Annotated in this window: 13 protein-coding genes; 8 read left to right on the top strand and 5 right to left on the bottom strand. The window is 75.2% G+C overall.

The genetic code is table 11. From position 1 onward, the window contains the following. Positions 1 to 159: 159 nt before the first annotated feature. Entirely contained in the window at positions 160 to 1,086 is a 927-nt protein-coding gene (locus ACI792_RS12440; protein ID WP_456602858.1) for a hypothetical protein, read from the top strand. A gap of 56 nt (positions 1,087 to 1,142) precedes the next feature. On the opposite strand, the gene ACI792_RS12435 is transcribed toward ACI792_RS12440, so the two are convergent. After that, the gene (locus ACI792_RS12435) at positions 1,143 to 1,598 is read right to left on the bottom strand and encodes a gamma-glutamylcyclotransferase family protein (RefSeq protein ID WP_456602857.1); all 456 of its coding nucleotides are present in this window, start codon (positions 1,596 to 1,598) and stop codon (positions 1,143 to 1,145) included. Positions 1,599 to 1,711: 113 nt separating this feature from the next. Here ACI792_RS12435 and ACI792_RS12430 point away from each other — a divergent pair, with 113 nt between their 5' ends. From ACI792_RS12430 to ACI792_RS12420, 3 genes are all read left to right on the top strand, one after another. Next, positions 1,712 to 3,115, top strand: coding sequence for an NAD(P)H-quinone dehydrogenase (locus tag ACI792_RS12430; RefSeq protein ID WP_456602856.1), 1,404 nt, complete (start codon positions 1,712 to 1,714; stop codon positions 3,113 to 3,115). A 107-nt stretch (positions 3,116 to 3,222) separates the two neighbouring features. After that, positions 3,223 to 4,944 (top strand): reprolysin-like metallopeptidase, encoded by a 1,722-nt coding sequence (locus ACI792_RS12425; RefSeq protein WP_456602855.1) that lies wholly within the window; start codon positions 3,223 to 3,225, stop codon positions 4,942 to 4,944. A gap of 79 nt (positions 4,945 to 5,023) precedes the next feature. Beyond that, a complete protein-coding gene (locus ACI792_RS12420; RefSeq protein WP_456602854.1) occupies positions 5,024 to 7,414 on the top strand; it encodes a hypothetical protein in 2,391 nt (796 codons plus the stop codon). A gap of 66 nt (positions 7,415 to 7,480) precedes the next feature. Here ACI792_RS12420 and ACI792_RS12415 read toward each other — a convergent pair whose 3' ends face one another. From ACI792_RS12415 to ACI792_RS12400, 4 genes are all read right to left on the bottom strand, one after another. Beyond that, the gene (locus tag ACI792_RS12415; RefSeq protein ID WP_456602853.1) at positions 7,481 to 9,241 is read right to left on the bottom strand and encodes an acetyl/propionyl/methylcrotonyl-CoA carboxylase subunit alpha; all 1,761 of its coding nucleotides are present in this window, start codon (positions 9,239 to 9,241) and stop codon (positions 7,481 to 7,483) included. Positions 9,242 to 9,323: 82 nt separating this feature from the next. Continuing rightward, complete coding sequence (locus ACI792_RS12410; RefSeq protein WP_456602852.1) at positions 9,324 to 9,932, bottom strand: Maf family protein; 609 nt, start codon at positions 9,930 to 9,932, stop codon at positions 9,324 to 9,326. After that, positions 9,929 to 10,144, bottom strand: a complete 216-nt coding sequence (locus ACI792_RS12405) for an acyl-CoA carboxylase subunit epsilon (RefSeq protein ID WP_456602851.1) — start codon at positions 10,142 to 10,144, stop codon at positions 9,929 to 9,931. The genes ACI792_RS12410 and ACI792_RS12405 overlap by 4 nt, the downstream gene beginning before the upstream one ends. After that, positions 10,141 to 11,769 carry an acyl-CoA carboxylase subunit beta gene (locus ACI792_RS12400; protein ID WP_456602850.1) on the bottom strand — a complete coding sequence of 543 codons (1,629 nt, stop codon included), beginning with the start codon at positions 11,767 to 11,769 and terminating at the stop codon, positions 10,141 to 10,143. Before ACI792_RS12400 ends, ACI792_RS12405 begins: the two co-directional genes overlap by 4 nt. A gap of 184 nt (positions 11,770 to 11,953) precedes the next feature. Between ACI792_RS12400 and ACI792_RS12395 the strand changes: the two genes are divergently transcribed. From ACI792_RS12395 to ACI792_RS12380, 4 genes are all read left to right on the top strand, one after another. Further along, positions 11,954 to 12,796, top strand: a complete 843-nt coding sequence (locus tag ACI792_RS12395) for a biotin--[acetyl-CoA-carboxylase] ligase (RefSeq protein WP_456602849.1) — start codon at positions 11,954 to 11,956, stop codon at positions 12,794 to 12,796. Positions 12,797 to 12,862: 66 nt separating this feature from the next. Then, on the top strand, positions 12,863 to 13,438 hold the full coding sequence (locus ACI792_RS12390; protein ID WP_456602848.1) for a PH domain-containing protein: 576 nt from the start codon (positions 12,863 to 12,865) through the stop codon (positions 13,436 to 13,438). Positions 13,439 to 13,514: 76 nt separating this feature from the next. Continuing rightward, positions 13,515 to 14,663 (top strand): exonuclease SbcCD subunit D, encoded by a 1,149-nt coding sequence (locus ACI792_RS12385; RefSeq protein WP_456602847.1) that lies wholly within the window; start codon positions 13,515 to 13,517, stop codon positions 14,661 to 14,663. Next, positions 14,660 to 17,620 (top strand): AAA family ATPase, encoded by a 2,961-nt coding sequence (locus tag ACI792_RS12380; RefSeq protein ID WP_456602846.1) that lies wholly within the window; start codon positions 14,660 to 14,662, stop codon positions 17,618 to 17,620. The genes ACI792_RS12385 and ACI792_RS12380 overlap by 4 nt, the downstream gene beginning before the upstream one ends. Positions 17,621 to 17,668: the final 48 nt, after the last annotated feature.

Here is a 17,668-nt window from a genome sequence, read left to right as displayed (position 1 = left end):
CCCCCCGCGATCATGGCGCGGCGACCACTCGATGCGGCGCAGCAGTGGTCGCGGCGCCATGATCGGCGGCGGAGGCTGCGTCGATCCCCATCGTCGGCCCTGTCCACAGGTTCCGGGTGATGCCTCCGAGCCTCGAGATGACGGGCCAACGTCGGCGGCATGTCGCAGAGCTTCGTGCGCCTGGTGGCCCGCCAGGGCGGTGTGTTCACGCGGGAGCAGGCGCTCGAGTGGCACTCGCCGGCGCGGATCCGGGCGGTGCTGCGCAGCGGCCGCTGGCGGCGCACGCCCTGGCGGGGGATCTACGTCGACGGCGAGCTGCCCGAGGAGATCCCGGTGCTGGTCCGGGCCGCCGCGCTCTGGCTCGGCGGCGACCTGGTCGCCTGCCACAGCACAGCGGCCCTCCTGTGGGGGTTCGACCTGCGGTCGGACACCGCGGCCGCCACCGACCGTCTGCACTTCCTGGGGCCGGCTGAGATGGACAACCGGCTGCTGCGGCAGCTCCAGGTGCACCCGTCGGCGCTCGACACCGCCGATGCGGTCTTCCTGGACGGAGTCTGGTGCACGCCGGGTGCGCGCACGGCATGCGACGTCGCCCGGCTCGGCGCGCCGATCGATGCGCTCGCGACCCTCGACCGGGCCCTGCGCGCAGGCGCCTGCACGCGCGAGCAGCTCGCCCACGAGCGGGTGCGCCAGCGCGGGCTCCGCGGGGTGGCACGGCTGGACGAGCTGATCCCGGCCGCTGACGGTCGGTCCGAGTCACCGATGGAGTCCCGGATGCGCTGGCGGTTCCTGGCGGCCCGTCTGCCGCCGCCGGCCGTCCAGCTCGAGGTCCAGGACGGCGGCCGACGGCACCGTCTCGACGTCGGGTGGGAGGACCACCGCGTCGGAGCGGAGTTCGACGGGCTGGAGGCGCACATGACCCGGCAGCAGCTCGCCGCCGATCGCGACCGCCACAACTGGCTGAGCGAGCGGGACTGGCGGCTCCTGCACTTCACCGCGGTCGACGTCTACCGCCGCGCGGAGGCGATGGTGGAGCAGGTGCGCCGTCAGCTCACCGCCCGTCCCGCCGCGATCATGGTGCGGTGACCGCTCCGGACGGGCCCGGGAGAGTCACGGCGCCATGATCACCGGGGGAGGTGGGGTCAGAAGGCGCTGCGGCAGTCCCGGGAGCGGAGCTCGCGCACGTAGTCGTCAGGCGCGCCGGCGGCCTCTGCGGCGTCGGCCATCGCGCCCAGGTGCCGGGCCGAGGGCAGCCCACCCTCGAACGCGTCGAGCACGTAGACGTAGGCGACCACGTCTCCGCCCAGCGTGTGCACCCGGAGGTGCACCCGGCGGTAGAGGCCGGAGTCGGCACCCTCCCAGGCGTCCAGGGCCCGCTCGTCGGCCTCGGTGAGGTCGTACAGCGCGACGAACACGCCCGGCGAGTCGTCGTCCTCCGGGACGAGGGTCGCCAGCGCGCCCTCCCAGCCGAGGTCCTCGCCGCCGAACGTCAGCCGCCAGCCGCGGATCCAGCCGGTGCCGGCGTGCGGGGACGACGGACACCGGCGCAGCATCTGAGCCGGGTCCATGTTGGATCCGTAGGCGGCGTAGAGGCCCATCCCGGCGAGACTAGCCAGGCGACCCGGCGGGCGCCGGTGGGCGGGTGACGCCGACCGGGCCCGCACCGGGGACAATGGCGACGACCCACCGCTCGGCAACGGAAGATGGACCCATGACCCGCATCGTCATCATCGGTGGTGGCCCGGCCGGCTACGAGGCCGCGCTCGTCGCCGCGCAGCTCGGTGCGCAGGTCACCGTCATCGAGCGCGACGGCATCGGCGGCGCCAGCGTGCTCACCGACTGCGTGCCCTCCAAGGCCCTGATCGCGGCGGCCGGCGCGATGACGTCGGTGCGCGACTCCGCCGTCCTCGGCGTGCACGGCGCGGAGCTCGCGACCGTGAGCCTGGACCTCCCTGCCGCCAACCAGCGGGTGAAGAACCTGTCGATGGCGCAGTCGGCCGACATCCACGCCCGGCTGGACGCCGAGGGCGTGCGGATCGTCCCCGGACGGGGGCGGCTGGCCGACGACGAGCCCGGCCTGGCCGCGCACGAGGTGGAGATCCTCGACGACGACGGCAACGTCACCGAGGAGGTCGAGGGCGACGTCGTCCTCATCGCCACCGGCGCCGACCCGCGTGTCCTACCCGGGGCGGAACCCGACGGCGAGCGGATCCTCGACTGGCGCGACGTCTACGACCTGCAGGAGGCGCCGGAGCACCTGGTGGTCGTCGGCTCCGGCGTCACGGGCGCGGAGTTCGCCTCCGGTTACCTGGAGGCCGGCGTGCCGGTCACCCTCGTTTCCTCCCGCGACCGCGTGCTCCCGGGCGAGGACTCCGACGCCGCCGAGGTGCTCGAGCAGGTCTTCCAGTCCCGCGGTGGCCGCCTGGAGCGCGGCCGGGCCGCCGGCGTCACGCGCACCGAGAAGGGGATCTTCGTCGCACTCACCGACGGGCGCTGCGTCGAGGGTTCCCACGCCTTGATGACCGTCGGCACCGTGCCCAACACCGCCGGGCTCAACCTGGAGGAGCACGGGGTGCAGGTCACCGAGTCCGGGCACGTCGTCGTCGACCGGGTCTCCCGGACCTCCGTACCCGGCATCTACGCCGCCGGTGACGTCACCGGCGTCTTCCAGCTGGCCTCCGTGGCCGCCATGCAGGGGCGGATCGCCATGTGGCACGCGCTGGGCGAGGCGGTCGCGCCGATCAAGCTCAAGACGGTCGCCGCGAACGTCTTCACCCACCCCGAGATCGCCACCGTCGGCGTGCAGGAGAAGTCGCTCGCCGAGAACGCCGACGTCGAGGCCGTGCGCCTGCCCCTGGCCACGAACGCGCGGGCGAAGATGGGGGACCTGCACGACGGCTTCGTGAAGCTCTTCGCCCGCCGCTCGACCGGCGTGATCATGGGGGGCGTCGTCGTGGCCCCGGGCGCGTCGGAGCTGATCCTCCCCATCGCGCTCGCCGTGACCAAGGGGCTGACGGTCGACGACCTCGCGCAGACGTTCGCCATCTACCCGTCGCTGTCGGGTTCGATCACCGAGGCGGGGCGTCGCCTGATGGGGGCCGACGACCTGGCGTAGCGGAGCCTTGGGGGCGGCCGGGGCGGCTGCGCCGGGTGTGACGGGAGTTCGGCTCAACATCCCCGATCCGGTGCCGACGCGGCCCCGGGCCGCCGAGTCAGGAGTAGATGTCTCCTGACCACGACCTCCGTCGTCCCCGCGGCCTCCGTCGTCCGTCCCGCGCGCTCGGGCTGGCCGGCGCGGTGCTCGCCGCCGCACTGGGCGTCGTCGTGGTGCCGGGCGCGGCCCTCGCGGACGGCGGCACCACCACGGTCCGCGGCGAGCTCGTGCACGTCTGGGCCGAGGGCTCCGGGGGCCACCACGCCGACGGTGAGGACGACGCGGCCCGGCTGAGCTGGGTGACCACCGCCGACGGCGCGGTGCGCGTGCCGGCCGAGCAGGTCGCCGACGTCCCGGCGGGTTCCACGGTGGAGCTGACGGTCGGGAGGACCGTCGAGGACGAGGCGAGCGCCGACGGGCACGACCCCGCCCGCACCGTGCTGGCAAGCGACGTCCTCTCCCCGGCGCCGGTCGCGACGCCCGAGCCGCCGCCCGCTCCGCGCGGCGGCCTGACCAACCAGGTCACCGTGGTGCTGGTGGCGCCGGCGGGGACGGAGCCGGACGGCACGCGGCTCGGCGACGTCGTGACGACCGTCGACGGCCCGGTCTCCCGGTTCTGGGCCGAGCAGACCGGCGGCGCCGTCACCCTCGGCGTGACCGCCCGGCACGCCTGGGTGCGGACGACGGCCGGTTGCACGGACCCCCAAGGGCTCTGGGACGAGGTCGCCGCGGAGGTCGGGTTCAGCGCCGGCCCCGGCAAGCACCTGATGCTCCGGCTGAGCGGCCAGGCCGCCGACCAGCCGGCCTGCTCGTACGCGCTGGCCCAGGTCGGCACCTCGCCGGCGTCCGGCGGGCGCCTCTACGTCCGCGACGGCGGTGCCTCGGTCATCGCGCACGAGCTGGGGCACAACTTCGGCCTCGGGCACTCCTCGGGGCAGCAGTGCGACGGCGCGGTGGAGGGCGGCTCCTGCCGCACCGCCGCCTACCGCGACTACTACGACGTGATGGGCGCCTCCTGGGCGCAGCTGGGTTCGCTCAACGCCGTCCAGGCCGCGGCGCTGGGTGTTCTCCCCGGCGACGCGCAGCGGACCGTGGCGGTCGGGGAGGGGGCCACGAGCGTCACCCTGGCGCCGCTGGGTGGCGGCGCCGGCCTGCGGGCGCTCCGGCTGGTGGACGCCGAGGGCGACGCCTACTGGCTGGAGTTCCGGGCCGCGACCGGGCCCGACGCCTGGCTCGGCACCCGCGACAACGTCTACCGCCTCGACGCAGGGGTGCTGCTCCGCCGGACGGGTCCGTTCCCCGACACCTCGCTGCTGCTGGACGGGACGCCCGGCCCGGCCGCCCGCTGGGACGCCGATCTGCAGTTCGCGCTGCCGTTGGGGGTCGCGATCCCGCTCTCCGGAGGGGACTTCACCCTCACGCTGCGCGGCGTCGACGGCGGCCGGGCCGTGGTGGACGTGGTCCCGGCGGCGCGGCCCGCAGTGGCCGCGGCACAGGCCCCGGCCGGGCAGGACGCCACCCCGCGGGGCGGTGCGGCGGCCACGCCTGTGGCCCCGGGTCCCGCCGAGGAGCCCGCCGGGCAGCGCGCCCCCGAGGCGACGCCGCAGCCGCCGCTGCCGCTGGCCCCTCCGGTCCACGTCGCGGCGCCGCGGTCCGGCATCCCCCTGGAGCCGGTCGCCGACAGTTCCACCTCCTCCACCGGCTTCGCGCTGCCGGCCGCCGGGGCGGTGCTCGCGGGCTCGGTCCTGCTGCTGGTGCAGGTGGTGCGTCGGCATCGCCTGCGCGGGTGACGGTCCCGTCCGACCGGTTCAGTTCCGCCGGGCGCCCGCCGATGCACAGGGGGTAGTCCCCTCGGCCCAGGAGCTCCGCGTGCGCGTCACCCCCCGTTCCCGACTTCTGCGGGCGTCCGTCCTGGTCGCCGCCGGTGCCGTGTCACTCACCGTGCTCTCCACCCCGGCGACGCGGGCGCAGGACGAGCCCGTCGCAGCCGCCGAGACGGTCACCGGCGAGCTGGTGCAGGCCTGGGCCGAGCCCGAGGACCACCACTCCGCCGGAGAAGACCTCTTCTCCCAGCCGCTCACCTGGATCGAGCCGGAGACCGGCGATGCGGTCAGGATCCCGACCGACGACGTCCAGGACATCGCGGTCGGCACCACCGTCGAGGTGACGGTCGGCGGGGAGGTGACCGACGTCGCGGCGGCCGAGGGCGTCATCGAGCCCGCCCGGGAGGTCCTCGCCGCCGAGATCGTGGAGCCGGCGCCCGCGGAGGAGCCGGCGACGGCAGAGGCCGCGACGACGGTGACGAACCAGGTCACCGTGGTCATGGTGGTCGCCGGCGGCGGGACCACCGACAGCACGACGTTGCAGCAGGTCGTCGATGCGGTCAACGGGCCGGTGGCGCAGTTCTGGTCGAAGGAGAGCCAGGGGGCCATCGGCCTGGGTGTCTCCGCCTCCCACGACTGGATCACCACGACCGCGAAGTGCACGGACTACGTGGGGCTCTGGAACGAGGTGGCGAAGCTCCCTTCGGTCAACTTCACGGCCGCCCCCGGCAAGCACCTCATGCTCTACGTGAGCAACGGATCCACCGACGCCTCCCGGTGCCCCCACGGGCTCGCCGAGGTGGGAACCGGGCCCGGAGCCGGGGGCAGGCTCTACGCCCGGGGCACCGCCACGTCCCTCGTCGCCCACGAGTTCGGGCACAACTTCAGCCTCTGGCACTCGTCGAGCCACCAGTGCGACGGGACCGTCGAGGGCGGCACCTGCGCGGTCACCGACTACAACGACTGGTACGACGTCATGGGCGTCTCCTGGGAGCAGGTGGGCTCGCTCAGCGCCCCGCATGCTGCCCGGCTCGGGGTGCTGCCGCCCGAGCACACGAAGTCCGTCTCGGTCACGTCGTCCGGGACCCTGGTCACCCTGTCGCCCACCTCAGGACGCACCGGGACCCGTGCCCTGCGGCTGACGGATTCCCACGGCCGGGCCTACTGGCTCGAGTACCGCACCCCCGACCTCCAGGACGCGTGGCTGGGGACGGAGGCGAACCGCCTCCGCCTGGAGAGCGGTGTCCTCCTCCGCCGTGCCGGTACGGACGCGGACAGGGCGGCGCACGGTGCCACGTCGTTCCTGCTCGACGCCACGCCGTCGAGCCTGTCCGGTTGGAGGAGCGATCTGCAGGTCGCCCTGCCGTTCGCCCGGGCGGTGCCGATCTCGGGTACCGACCTGACCGTGACGGTCGTCGCCGCCTCGGCCACCGAGGCGACCGTCCGGGTGGCGACGGCGGGGGATCCCACGGTGCCCACGGCGCCCACCCGGCCGATCGGCTCGTTGGACGCCGTCTCGGCGTCGGGGACCACGCTGACGGTGCGGGGCTGGGCCTTGGACCCCAACACCCCCGATCCGGCGTCGGCGGTGCACCTGTACGTCGACGGTGCCGGGGTGGCGCTGCAGGCCGACGGGGACCGGCCGGACGTGGGGGCGGCTTTCCCGCACGCCGGGTCCGCGCACGGTTTCGGTTGGTCGGCCGACCTGGCGCCCGGAATGCACCGTGTCTGCGCCTACGCCATCGACCGCGAGGTCCCGTCGACGAACACCTCCCTCGGCTGCCGTGACGTGGCCGTGGCCTTCACCCGGCCGACCGGCACCTGGGACTCGCTGTCGGCCACGGGGACGACGGTGTCGCTGTCGGGTTGGACCTACGACCCGGACTCCCCGACGGGCGCGGTGGACGTGCACGTCTACGTCGACGGCAAGGGCGTCGGGCTCGTGGCCGACCGGGATCGGCCGGACGTCGGGGCGGCGTTCCCGCACGCCGGATCGGCGCACGGTTTCGGTTGGTCGGCCGACCTGGCGCCGGGGATGCACCGGGTGTGCGTGTACGCCATCGACCGCGAGGTGTCCTCCGCGAACACGCCCTTCGGCTGCCGGGACGTGGCGGTGGGGCTGGCCCGGCCGGTGGGCAGCTGGGACACCCTGTCGGCGTCGGGGACGACGCTGTCGCTGTCGGGCTGGACGTTCGATCCTGACTCCCCGACCGCCCCGGTCGCAGTGCACGTGTACGTCGACGGCGCCGGGGTGGCGCTGCGGGCCGACGGCGACCGGCCGGACGTGGGGGGCGCCTTCCCGCACGCCGGCCCGGTGCACGGGTTCGGCTGGTCCGGCCAGGTGGCGCCGGGGGCGCACCGGGTCTGCGTGTACGCCATCGACCAGGAGGTCTCCTCGGCCAACACATCGTTCGGCTGCCGGGACGTGACCGTCTGACCGTGCCGGTCCTGCACGGAAGCCCGTGACCGCGTGCGGTCACGGGCTCCCGTCGTGCCGGGTGCGCTAGTCCGCGTCGGCGATCGTGCAGATGACCGCACCGCTGGTGACCGAGGCGCCGACCTCGGCGGCCAGACCGGAGATCGTGCCGGCCTTGTGCGCGGTGATCGGCTGCTCCATCTTCATCGCCTCGAGGACGACGACGAGGTCGCCGGCCTCGACGGTGGCGCCGTCCTCGACGGCCACCTTGACGATCGTGCCCTGCATCGGCGAGGTGAGGGAGTTCCCGGAGGCCGCGGAGCCGCCACCCCCGCCGCCGCGCTTGCGGGGCTTGGCGGTCGCGCCGGGGGCCGCGCCCCCGCCGCCGGCGGCGAGCCCGGCGGGCAGCGACACCTCGAGCCGGCGGCCACCGACCTCGACGACGACGGTCTGCCGGGGAGTCTCCTCGTCCTGACCGGCGGGCGCGGCGTCGTAGGGCGGGACCTGGTTGTCCCACTCGGTCTCGATCCAGCGGGTGTGCACGGTGAACGGCTCGCTGGTGAACGCCTCGTCGCGGACGACGGCCCGGTGGAACGGGATGACCGTGGGCATGCCCTCGACGACCAGCTCGTCCAGCGCCCGGCGGGCGCGCTGCAGCGCCTCCTCGCGGGTGGCGCCGGTGACGATGAGCTTGGCGAGCATCGAGTCGAACGCGCCGGCGACCTCCCCACCGGTCTCGACTCCGGAGTCCCAGCGGACGCCGGGCCCCTGCGGGATCTCCAGGCGGTCCACCGGGCCGGGAGCCGGCATGAAGTTGCGGCCGGCGTCCTCGGCGTTGATGCGGAACTCGATGCTGTGGCCGCGGGGCGCCGGGTCCTCGGTGATCTCCAGGGGGAGGCCGTCGGCGATGCGGAACTGCTGCCGGACCAGGTCGATGCCGCTGGTCTCCTCCGACACCGGGTGCTCCACCTGCAGGCGGGTGTTGACCTCGAGGAAGGAGATGGAGCCGTCCGCGCCGACGAGGTACTCGACCGTGCCGGCCCCGTGGTAGCCGGCCTCGGCGCAGATCGCCTTCGCCGAGGAGTGGATCCGCGCGCGCTGCTCGTCGGTGAGGAACGGCGCCGGGGCCTCCTCGACCAGCTTCTGGTTGCGGCGCTGCAGGGAGCAGTCACGGGTGCCGACGACGATGACGGTGCCGTGCTGGTCGGCGAGCACCTGGGCCTCGACGTGGCGGGGCTTGTCGAGGAACCGCTCGACGAAGCACTCGCCGCGGCCGAAGGCCGAGACGGCCTCCCGCACGGCTGAGTCGAAGAGCTCGGGGATCTCCTCCATGGTGCGGGCGACCTTGAGGCCGCGGCCGCCACCGCCGAACGCCGCCTTGATGGCGACCGGGAGGCCGTGCTCCTCGGCGAACGCCACGACCTCGTCGGCGCCGCCGACCGGGTCCTTGGTGCCGGGGACGAGGGGAGCGCCGGCCTTGGTGGCGATGTGCCGGGCCTGCACCTTGTCGCCGAGGGCGATGATCGCCTCGGGGGAGGGGCCGATCCAGGTGAGCCCGGCGTCGATGACGGCCTGGGCGAAGTCGGCGTTCTCCGACAGGAAGCCGTAGCCGGGGTGGATCGCGTCGGCGCCGGACTGCTTGGCGGCGTCGAGGATCTTGTCGATGACCAGGTAGGAGTCACCGGGCGTGGTGCCGCCGAGCGCGAAGGCCTCGTCGGCGACGCGCACGTGCAGCGCATCGCGGTCGGGCTCGGCGTAGACCGCCACGCTGGTCAGACCCGCGTCCTTGCACGCGCGGGCCACGCGGACCGCGATCTCGCCGCGGTTGGCGATGAGGACCTTCTGCACCGGTGCTCTCCCTCTTCTGTGGGCCGGTCGAACGATTGTCAGTGCCCGCGTCGGGCGGGGTGGTTCAGCGACGCCGCGATGCTCAGCGACGCCAGAGATCGGTGATGGTCAGACCTCGCTTGGACAACTGCGTCCGCAGGACCGTCAGGGACAGCCCGACCACGGCCGCGGGGTCGCCCTCGACGCGGCGGACGAAGGGCGCCCCCAGCCCGTCGAGGGTGAAGGCCCCCGCCACGGCCAGCGGCTCGCCGGTGGCCAGATAGGCCTCCACCTCGGCCGGCGTGGGGTCGGCGAAGTAGACGACGGTCGAGGCGACCGCGATGTCCCGGCTCACCACGGCGCCGTCCCGCACGTCGAACAGCGCCTGGCCGGTGTGCAGGATGCCGGAACGCCCGGCCATCCGCCGCCAGCGGTCGCGGGCCTCGGCGGCGTCCGCCGGCTTGCCCTGGGGCTTGCCGCCGAACTCCAGGAGCGAGTCCGCGCCGATGACGAGGGCGTCGATCTCCCGCTTGGCGACCGCCGCGGCCTTGGCGGCCGCCAGGAGGGCGACCTGCTCGGCCACGCGCGGGGCCGAGTAGGCCGACTCGTCGACGTCGCTCACCACGACCTCGGGGGAGAGACCGGCCTGCCGGAGCAGGGAGAGCCGGGCCGGCGACGCCGAGGCCAGCACCAGCCGGCGGTCCGCGGTCACGCGAACCTCCCCGCGGCGCGCCAGCCGCCGTGCCCGGCGGTCTGCGGCCGGCGGTGCGCGTCGCCGTACGACGCCCAGGCGCCGACCGGCGTCGGCCGGCGGCGGGTGCGCCGCTGCGACATCGCGGCCACGACGACGGTCAGCGCCGCCAACTCCTCCGCCGTCGGCTCACCCCTCACCACCCGCAGCAGGGGTGCGGTTCCCTCACTCACAGCGGGATGTTCCCGTGCTTCTTGGGCGGGAGCGTCTGGCGCTTGTTGGCCAGCACGCGCAGCGCCTTGGTCACCTGGACGCGGGTGTGCGACGGCGGGATCACCGCGTCGACGTACCCGCGGTCTGCGGCGATGTAGGGGTTGGCGAGGGTGTCCTCGTACTCGGCGATCAGCTCCGCGCGCTTGGCGTCGGGGTCCTCGGCCGCGGCGAGCTCCTTGCGGTAGAGGATCCCGACCGCACCCTGCGCGCCGACGACGGCGATCTGCGCGGTCGGCCACGCCAGGTTCACGTCGGCGCCCAGGTGCTTGGAGCCCATGACGTCGTAGGCGCCGCCGTAGGCCTTGCGGGTGATCACCGTGACCTTCGGGACGGTCGCCTCGGCGTAGGCGTAGATCAGCTTCGCCCCGCGCCGGATGATGCCCTCCCACTCCTGCGACGTCCCCGGCAGGAAGCCCGGCACGTCGACGAAGGTGAGCACCGGGATGTTGAAGGCGTCGCAGGTGCGCACGAAGCGCGCGGCCTTCTCGCTGGCGTCGATGTCCAGCGTGCCGGCGAACTGGGTGGGCTGGTTGGCCACGATGCCGAGCGGCCGGCCCTCGACCCGGCCGAAGCCGATGAGGATGTTGGGCGCGAACAGCGGCTGCACCTCGAGGAACTCGCCGTCGTCGAGCACGTGCTCGATGACGGTGTGCATGTCGTAGGGGGTGTTGGCCGAGTCCGGGATGAAGGTGTCGAGCTCGCGGTCCTCGTCGGTCAGCGCATCCGGGAGGACGGTCTCGACGGGCGCCATCTCGACCGCCGGGAGCGGGTCGAGGTTGTTGCTCGGCAGGTAGGACAGCAGCGCCTTGACGTAGTCGAGCGCGTCGGTCTCGTCCTCGGCGAGGTAGTGGGCGACGCCGGACTTGGTGTTGTGCGTGCGCGCCCCGCCCAGCTCCTCGAGCGAGACGTCCTCGCCGGTCACGGTCTTCACGACGTCGGGGCCGGTGATGAACATCTGGCTGGTCTTGTCCACCATGACGATGAAGTCGGTGAGCGCGGGGGAGTAGACGTGCCCGCCGGCCGCCGGGCCCATGACCAGCGAGATCTGCGGGATGACGCCGGAGGCGTGCACGTTCCGCCGGAAGATCTCGCCGTAGAGGCCGAGGGAGACCACGCCCTCCTGGATGCGCGCGCCGCCGCCCTCGTTGATGCCGATCACGGGACAGCCGTTCTTGATGGCGAAGTCCTGCACCTTCACGATCTTCTCGCCGTAGACCTCGCCGAGGCTCCCGCCGAAGACCGTGACGTCCTGGGAGAAGATCGCCACCGGCCGGCCATCGACGGTGCCGTAGCCGGTCACCACGCCGTCGCCGAAGGGCCGCTTCTCGGCCATCCCGAAGTTCGTCGACCGGTGCCGGGCGAACTCGTCGAACTCGGTGAACGAGCCCGGGTCCAGCAGCGCCTCGATCCGCTCGCGGGCGGTCATCTTCCCGGCCGCGTGCTGCTTCTCCACCGCGCGCTCGGAGCCCGCGTGGACGGCCTCCTGCACCCGGCGCTCGAAGTCGGCGAGCTTGCCCGCGGTCGTGTGGATGTCGACGTCGTCGGGGACGTGCTCCCCGGCGCTCTCCAGTTCGGCGGCACTCACGCGTCCTCGTTCTCCTCGCTGGCGCTCGTCGGCCGCCGTGGCGGCGCTGCTGTGCTCGGGGCGTGACCTCGTATGCCGGGCCACGAGATCCGTAGCGTAGGGGAGCGGCTCGTCCCCTTCCGTCCGGTGTCCTGCTGCCGGTGCGAGCGTCCACCGCCCCGCCGTCCCTGGCTACGGTCTCCTCGTGCCCGACACGTCCTCCTCGCGCTGGTCCGACCTCGACCGGCCCGCCCTCGACGCGCCCGCCCTGCAGGCCGCCCTCACGCGCGACAGCGCGCTGTGGCGCTCGGTCGAGGTCGTGGAGGAGATCGGCAGCACGAACGCTGCGCTCTCCGCGGCCGCCGCCGACGGCGCCCCGGAGGGGACCGTCCTGGTGGCGGAGCACCAGGTCACCGGCCGCGGCCGGCTCGACCGGGTGTGGACGTCGCCGCCCCGCGCCGGGCTGACCGTCTCCTTCCTCCTGCGCCCCGACGTGCCCGCCGCCCGCCGGGGCTGGCTGCCCCTGCTCACCGGGGTGGCGCTGGCCGAGTCCGTGCGGGAGGTCGCGGGGGTGCTCTCGTCGGTGAAGTGGCCCAACGACCTGCTGGCCGGGGACGGGCGCAAGCTCGCCGGCATCCTCGCCGAGTCGGTCGGCGGGACCGGGGGGTCCTCCGGCGTCGTCGTCGGGGTCGGGCTCAACGTCTCGACCACCTCCGCCGAGCTGCCGGCCACCGGGACGTCGCTGTCGGTCGTCACCGGTGGGACCGTCGACCGCGGGCCCGTCCTGCTGGCCTTCCTGCGCGCGGTCGAGCGGCGCTACCGCGGCTGGGTGGAGGCACTGGGCGACCCGGTGGTCTCCGGGCTCGCCCGCGACTACCTGTCCTGGTCCTCCACGGTCGGCAGCGCGGTCGAGGTGACGATGCCGGACGGGTCGGCGCTCCTCGGCACCGCCCGGGCGATCGACTGGGACGGCCGCCTGGTGCTGGACACCGCCGAGGGGCAGGTCGAGCTCGCGAGCGGCGACGTCCGGCACGTCCGCCCGGCCTGAACCCGCCCGGACGCGCCGAGGGGCCGATCGCCCCGCGGGAGGCCGGTCCGGCGTCATCCTGGTGGGGTGCCGTACCCGGACAAGCTGCTCGCCGACGACGAAGAGGTCGTGCGCCACCTGCACCCGCACTGGCTGACCCTCGTCCGGCCGGTCCTCTTCTTCCTGCTCGTCGTCGGCGGCGCGTCGTTCGGCGCGGCGCTCGTGCCCCCGGGGCGGCAGCAGGGGATGTTCCGGCTGGCGATCGTCTGCGTCGCCGTCGTGCTCCTGCTCGTCCTCGTGGTCGTCCCCCTGCTCCGCTGGCGGACGACGCACTACGTGGTCACCACCCACCGGTTGCTGTTCCGCGAGGGGATCCTGGCCCGCCGCGGCCGCGACCTGGGGCTGTCCCGCATCACCGACGTCTCCTACACCCAGACGCTGTGGGAGCGGATCGTCAACTCCGGCTCGCTCACGATCGAGACCGCCGGAGACAGCGGCCCGACCGTGCTCCACCGGATCCCCGACAGCGACCGGGTGCAGCAGCTGCTCAACGTGATGGTCGAGGAGGACGCCGAGCGGCGGGCCCGGGAGTCCGCCGGCTACATCCGCGGGGACGAGGACTGGCCGCCGCAGGGCGGCTGGCGCTCCACCGAGGTGCTCTGAGCCGCGGACCCGATGTGACGGGGCCGTCACGGCGCGCCTCGGCGGTTCTGTCGGACCCCCTCCTTACCTTGCGCCCATGCGGCTGCTGCACACCTCCGACTGGCACATCGGCCGCACCCTCCACGGCACCGACCTGCTCGCCGAGCAGGAGGAGGTGCTGGGCGAGCTGGCCGCCGTCGTCGCCCGCGAGGAGGTCGACGTCGTCGTCGTCGCGGGCGACGTCTACGACCGGGCGGTGCCCTCGGCCGACGCCACGGCGGTGCTCGACCGGGTGGTCGGCCGGCTCCTGGGCACCGGCGCGCAGGTCGTGCTGACGCCCGGCAACCACGACTCGGCCCGGCGGCTGGGCACCTTCTCGGGGTTGCTGAGCGCCGCCGGCCTGCACGTGCGCGCGGCGACGGCGCGGTCGGACGAGCCGGTCCTCCTGGCCGACGAGCACGGCGAGGTGGCGGTCTACGGGATCCCGTTCCTGGAGCCGGAGGTGGCCCGGCACGAGCTCGGGGTCCCCGGTGCCCGCGGGCACGAGGCGGTGCTGCGGGAGGCGATGGACCGGGTGCGGGCCGACCTCTTCCTGCGGCCGGGGGTGCGCTCGGTGGTGCTGGCGCACGCCTTCGTCGGCGGCGGGGTGGCCAGCGACAGCGAGCGGGACATCTGCGTCGGCGGCGTCGACCTGGTGCCCGGTCCGGTCTTCGACGGGGTCGACTACGTGGCGCTCGGACACCTGCACCGGCCGCAGACGCTCAGCCCGCGGATGCGCTACAGCGGCTCGCCGCTGGCCTACTCCTTCGGGGAGGCCGGGCAGCAGAAGCAGGCCTGGCTGGTCGAGCTGGACGCCGCCGGCCTGGCCGGGGTGCACGCGGTGCCGCTGCCCACCCCGCGGCCGCTCAGCGTGCTCACGGGCACGCTCGAGGAGTTGCTCGCCGACCCGGCGCACGCGGCTGCGGAGGGCCACTTCGTCTCCGCCCGGCTCACCGATCCGGCCCGGCCCGCCGACCCCATGCGCCGGCTGCAGGACCGGTTCCCGTACTGCGTGCACCTGGACTGGACCGGCGCCGAGGCCTCGGCCGGGGGTGGCAGCTACCGCGAACGGATGCGGGGGCGCAGCGCCCTGGAGATCGCCGGGGAGTTCGTCAGTGCGGTGCGCGGCGTCCCGGCCAGCGCTGCGGAGCGCGAGCTGCTGGCCCGCGCGCTCGGTGCCGCCGACCGCGAGGAGGCGGCCCGATGAGGCTGCACCGGCTGTCCCTCACGGCGTTCGGGCCCTTCGCCGGCACCGTCGAGGTCGACCTCGACGAGGTGGGCCGGGACGGGCTCTTCCTGCTGTGGGGGCCGACGGGTGCGGGTAAGACCACGCTGCTGGACGGGGTCGTCTTCGCGCTCTACGGGCGGGTCCCCGGCGCCCGCGGCGAGGAGAAGCGGTTGCGCAGCGACCACGCCGACGCCGCCACCCGCACCGAGGTCAGCTGCGAGCTGACCCTCGGCGAGGAGCGGCTGCGCGTGGTGCGGCGGCCGGAGCAGCAGCGGCCGAAGAAGCGCGGTGAGGGCTGGGCGACCGAGCAGGCCAAGCTGGTGGTCTCCCGGCTCACCGACGGCGGGTGGGAGCCGGTCAGCACGCGCATCGACGAGGGCTCCGAGCACCTGCGCACGCGGCTGGGGCTCGACGTGCACCAGTTCTGCCAGGTCGTGCTCCTCCCGCAGGGTGACTTCGCGCGGTTCCTGCGAGCCGAGCCGGAGCACCGCACCGAGCTGCTCCGCACGCTGTTCGACGTCGACCGCTTCGCCCGGGCCGAGGAGTGGCTCGCCGACGAGCGGACGGCGGTCCGCGCGGCCACCGAGGACGCCCGGCACCAGCTGGGCACCCTGCTCGACCGCGTCGCCCAGGCGGCCGGCGTCGAGGTGCCCGAGGAGCTGGCCCCCGAGTCGGTGGGCGCCGGGGCGGGGGGTGGCGTGCTGCGCTGGGTGGCGGAGGTCCGCGCGACCGCGGCGGCGCGGCTCGCGTCGGCCACGGCGCGGGCCGACGCGGCCGCCGCGGAGGTGGCCGGTGCCGACGCCGAGCTGACCGAGGCCCGTGCGCTGGCCGCACGGCACACCCGGCGCGACCAGGCCTCGGCGGAGCTCGCGGATCTCGAGCGGCGCGCGCGGACGCTCGCGCCCCTGCGGGCCGAGCGCGACGCCGCTCGCCGGGCCGAACCGCTGCGCGACGTGCTGGACGCCGCGTGCGCGGCCGGTCGGGCGGCCGAACGCGCCGCGGAATGCCTGACCGGCGCCGTCGCGACGTGGCGGCCGGTCGCGGAGGGCCGTCCGGCCGACGGCGTGGTGGCGCGCGAGCTGCGGGACCGGGCCGCCGAGGCGCGGGCGCTCCTCCCGGAGGTGGAGCGCGCGCGTGCCCTGGAGCGCTCCGTCGCCGCGCTCGCACGGCAGGTCCGCGAGCTGACCGAGCGCTGCCGCGCGGGGGAGCAGGCCGTCGCAGCCCTCCCGGCACTGCTCGCCGGGCAGGAGCAGGAGGTGGCCCGGGCCCGGGCGGCCGCCGCGGAGCTGCCGGGTCTGCGTGCGTCGCTGGAGTCCGCGGAGGCGGGCCTCGTCGCCGCACGGGCGGCGGCGGACCTGGACCGGGCGCTCCACGTGCTGCGCGACGACGCCGCCCGGGCGCGCGACGACCGGGCCGACGCCCGGGAACGGTGGCTGGAGCTGCGCGCCCGGCGACTCGACGGCATGGCCGCCGAGCTCGCCGCCGGCCTCGTCGACGGTGCCGACTGCCCGGTCTGCGGTGCCGTCGAGCACCCGCGCCCCGCGGCACCGGGTGCCGAGCGGGTCACGGCCGCCGACGAGGACGCCGCCCGGGGGCTCGCCGACGCCGCGGAGGCGGCGTTCACCGCGGCGACCGGCCGGCTGGAGGTGGCGGAGCGCGAGCTGGCCGGCCTGCGGGCCCGCGCCGGCGAGCTGCCGCCGGAGCAGCAGGCGGCACGCGTCCTGGAGTTGACCGCGGCCGTGCGCAGCGCGACCGGCCTGGCCGGGGGTCTCGCCCCGGCCGAGTCCCGGTTGCGCGAGCTGGTCGCCGAGCGGGAGGAGGCGGCGGCCCGCCTGGGCGCCGACCGCGAGGAGCTGCGCGCCCGGACCGCCGAGCACCACGCGCTGACCAGCGGCCTCGCGGAGCTGACCGGCCGGCTGGCCGCCGCCCGGGGCGACGACGCCGATCTGGCGGCCCGGGTCGCCCGGCTGTCGGCCGCCGCGGAGGCGTGCGAGTCGGTGGTCGCGGCCGAGGTCGAGGAGCTGCGCGCCCGAGCCGAGGCCCAGGCGGCGAGCCGGGCGGCGGAGGAGCGGGCCCGGGCCGCCGGGTTCGACGACGCCGGGGCGGCGGAGTCGGCGCTGGCCGGTCCCGGCCGGCTGGCCGAGCTGGACCGGCAGCTCGACGGTCACGACCAGCGGGTGGCCGTCCTGCGCGCTCGGCTGACCGACCCGGAGCTCGCCGATCTCCCCCCGCGCCCCGACCTCGGCGCGCTGGAGAGCCGCTGCGCCGCCGGCACCCGCCGGCGGGAGGAGGCGGTGGCCGAGCTCGAGCAGGCGCGCCGCTGCACGAGCTCGCTCGAGGACCTGGTGGGGCGGGTGAGCGCAGCCGAGCTCACGCTGGCCGAGCTGCGCGCCCGGAGCGACCAGGTCACGGCGCTGGCCGACCTGACGCACGGTCGGGGGGCCAACGCACGCCGCATGCGCCTGCAGTCGTTCGTGCTGGCCGCGCGGCTGGAACAGGTCGCCGAGGTGGCCAGCCGGCGGCTGCTGGACATGTCGGGCGGCCGCTACACGTTCCTGCACAGCGACGCGCAGGGCCGGCACGGCGCCCGCGGTGGCCTGGGCCTGGACGTCCTCGACGAGTACACCGGCGCCCGCCGGCCCACCAAGACGCTCTCGGGCGGGGAGAGCTTCATGGCTTCCCTGGCGCTGGCGCTGGGGCTCGCCGACGTGGTCACCGCGGAGACCGGCGGCGTCCGGATCGACACCCTGTTCGTGGACGAGGGGTTCGGCACTCTGGACGCGCAGGCGCTGGACGCCGTGATGACGGTGCTGGACGAGCTCCGCCGCGGCGGCCGCACGGTGGGGGTGATCAGCCACCTCGAGGAGCTGCGCACCCGCATCCCCACACGGCTGGAGGTCGTCGCCGGCCGCAACGGCTCGCGACTGGCCGGGTGACCCCGGGCCCCATCGACGGACTCGCTCCCGGCCGGGTGCCGGTCCCCG

The sequence above is a fragment of the Blastococcus sp. SYSU DS0669 genome, assembly GCF_054050895.1.
Note: the sequence above shows the minus strand (reverse complement) of the source record. Positions and strands in the feature narration are given on the sequence as shown.

What these genes read in the sequence shown, in the direction of transcription:
- ACI792_RS12440 (WP_456602858.1), top strand. Translation starts at nt 160, where the DNA reads ATGTCGCAGAGCTTCGTGCGCCTGGTGGCCCGCCAGGGCGGTGTGTTC.
- ACI792_RS12435 (WP_456602857.1), bottom strand. Translation starts at nt 1,598, where the DNA reads ATGGGCCTCTACGCCGCCTACGGATCCAACATGGACCCGGCTCAGATG.
- ACI792_RS12430 (WP_456602856.1), top strand. Translation starts at nt 1,712, where the DNA reads ATGACCCGCATCGTCATCATCGGTGGTGGCCCGGCCGGCTACGAGGCC.
- ACI792_RS12425 (WP_456602855.1), top strand. Translation starts at nt 3,223, where the DNA reads ATGTCTCCTGACCACGACCTCCGTCGTCCCCGCGGCCTCCGTCGTCCG.
- ACI792_RS12385 (WP_456602847.1), top strand. Translation starts at nt 13,515, where the DNA reads ATGCGGCTGCTGCACACCTCCGACTGGCACATCGGCCGCACCCTCCAC.
- ACI792_RS12380 (WP_456602846.1), top strand. Translation starts at nt 14,660, where the DNA reads ATGAGGCTGCACCGGCTGTCCCTCACGGCGTTCGGGCCCTTCGCCGGC.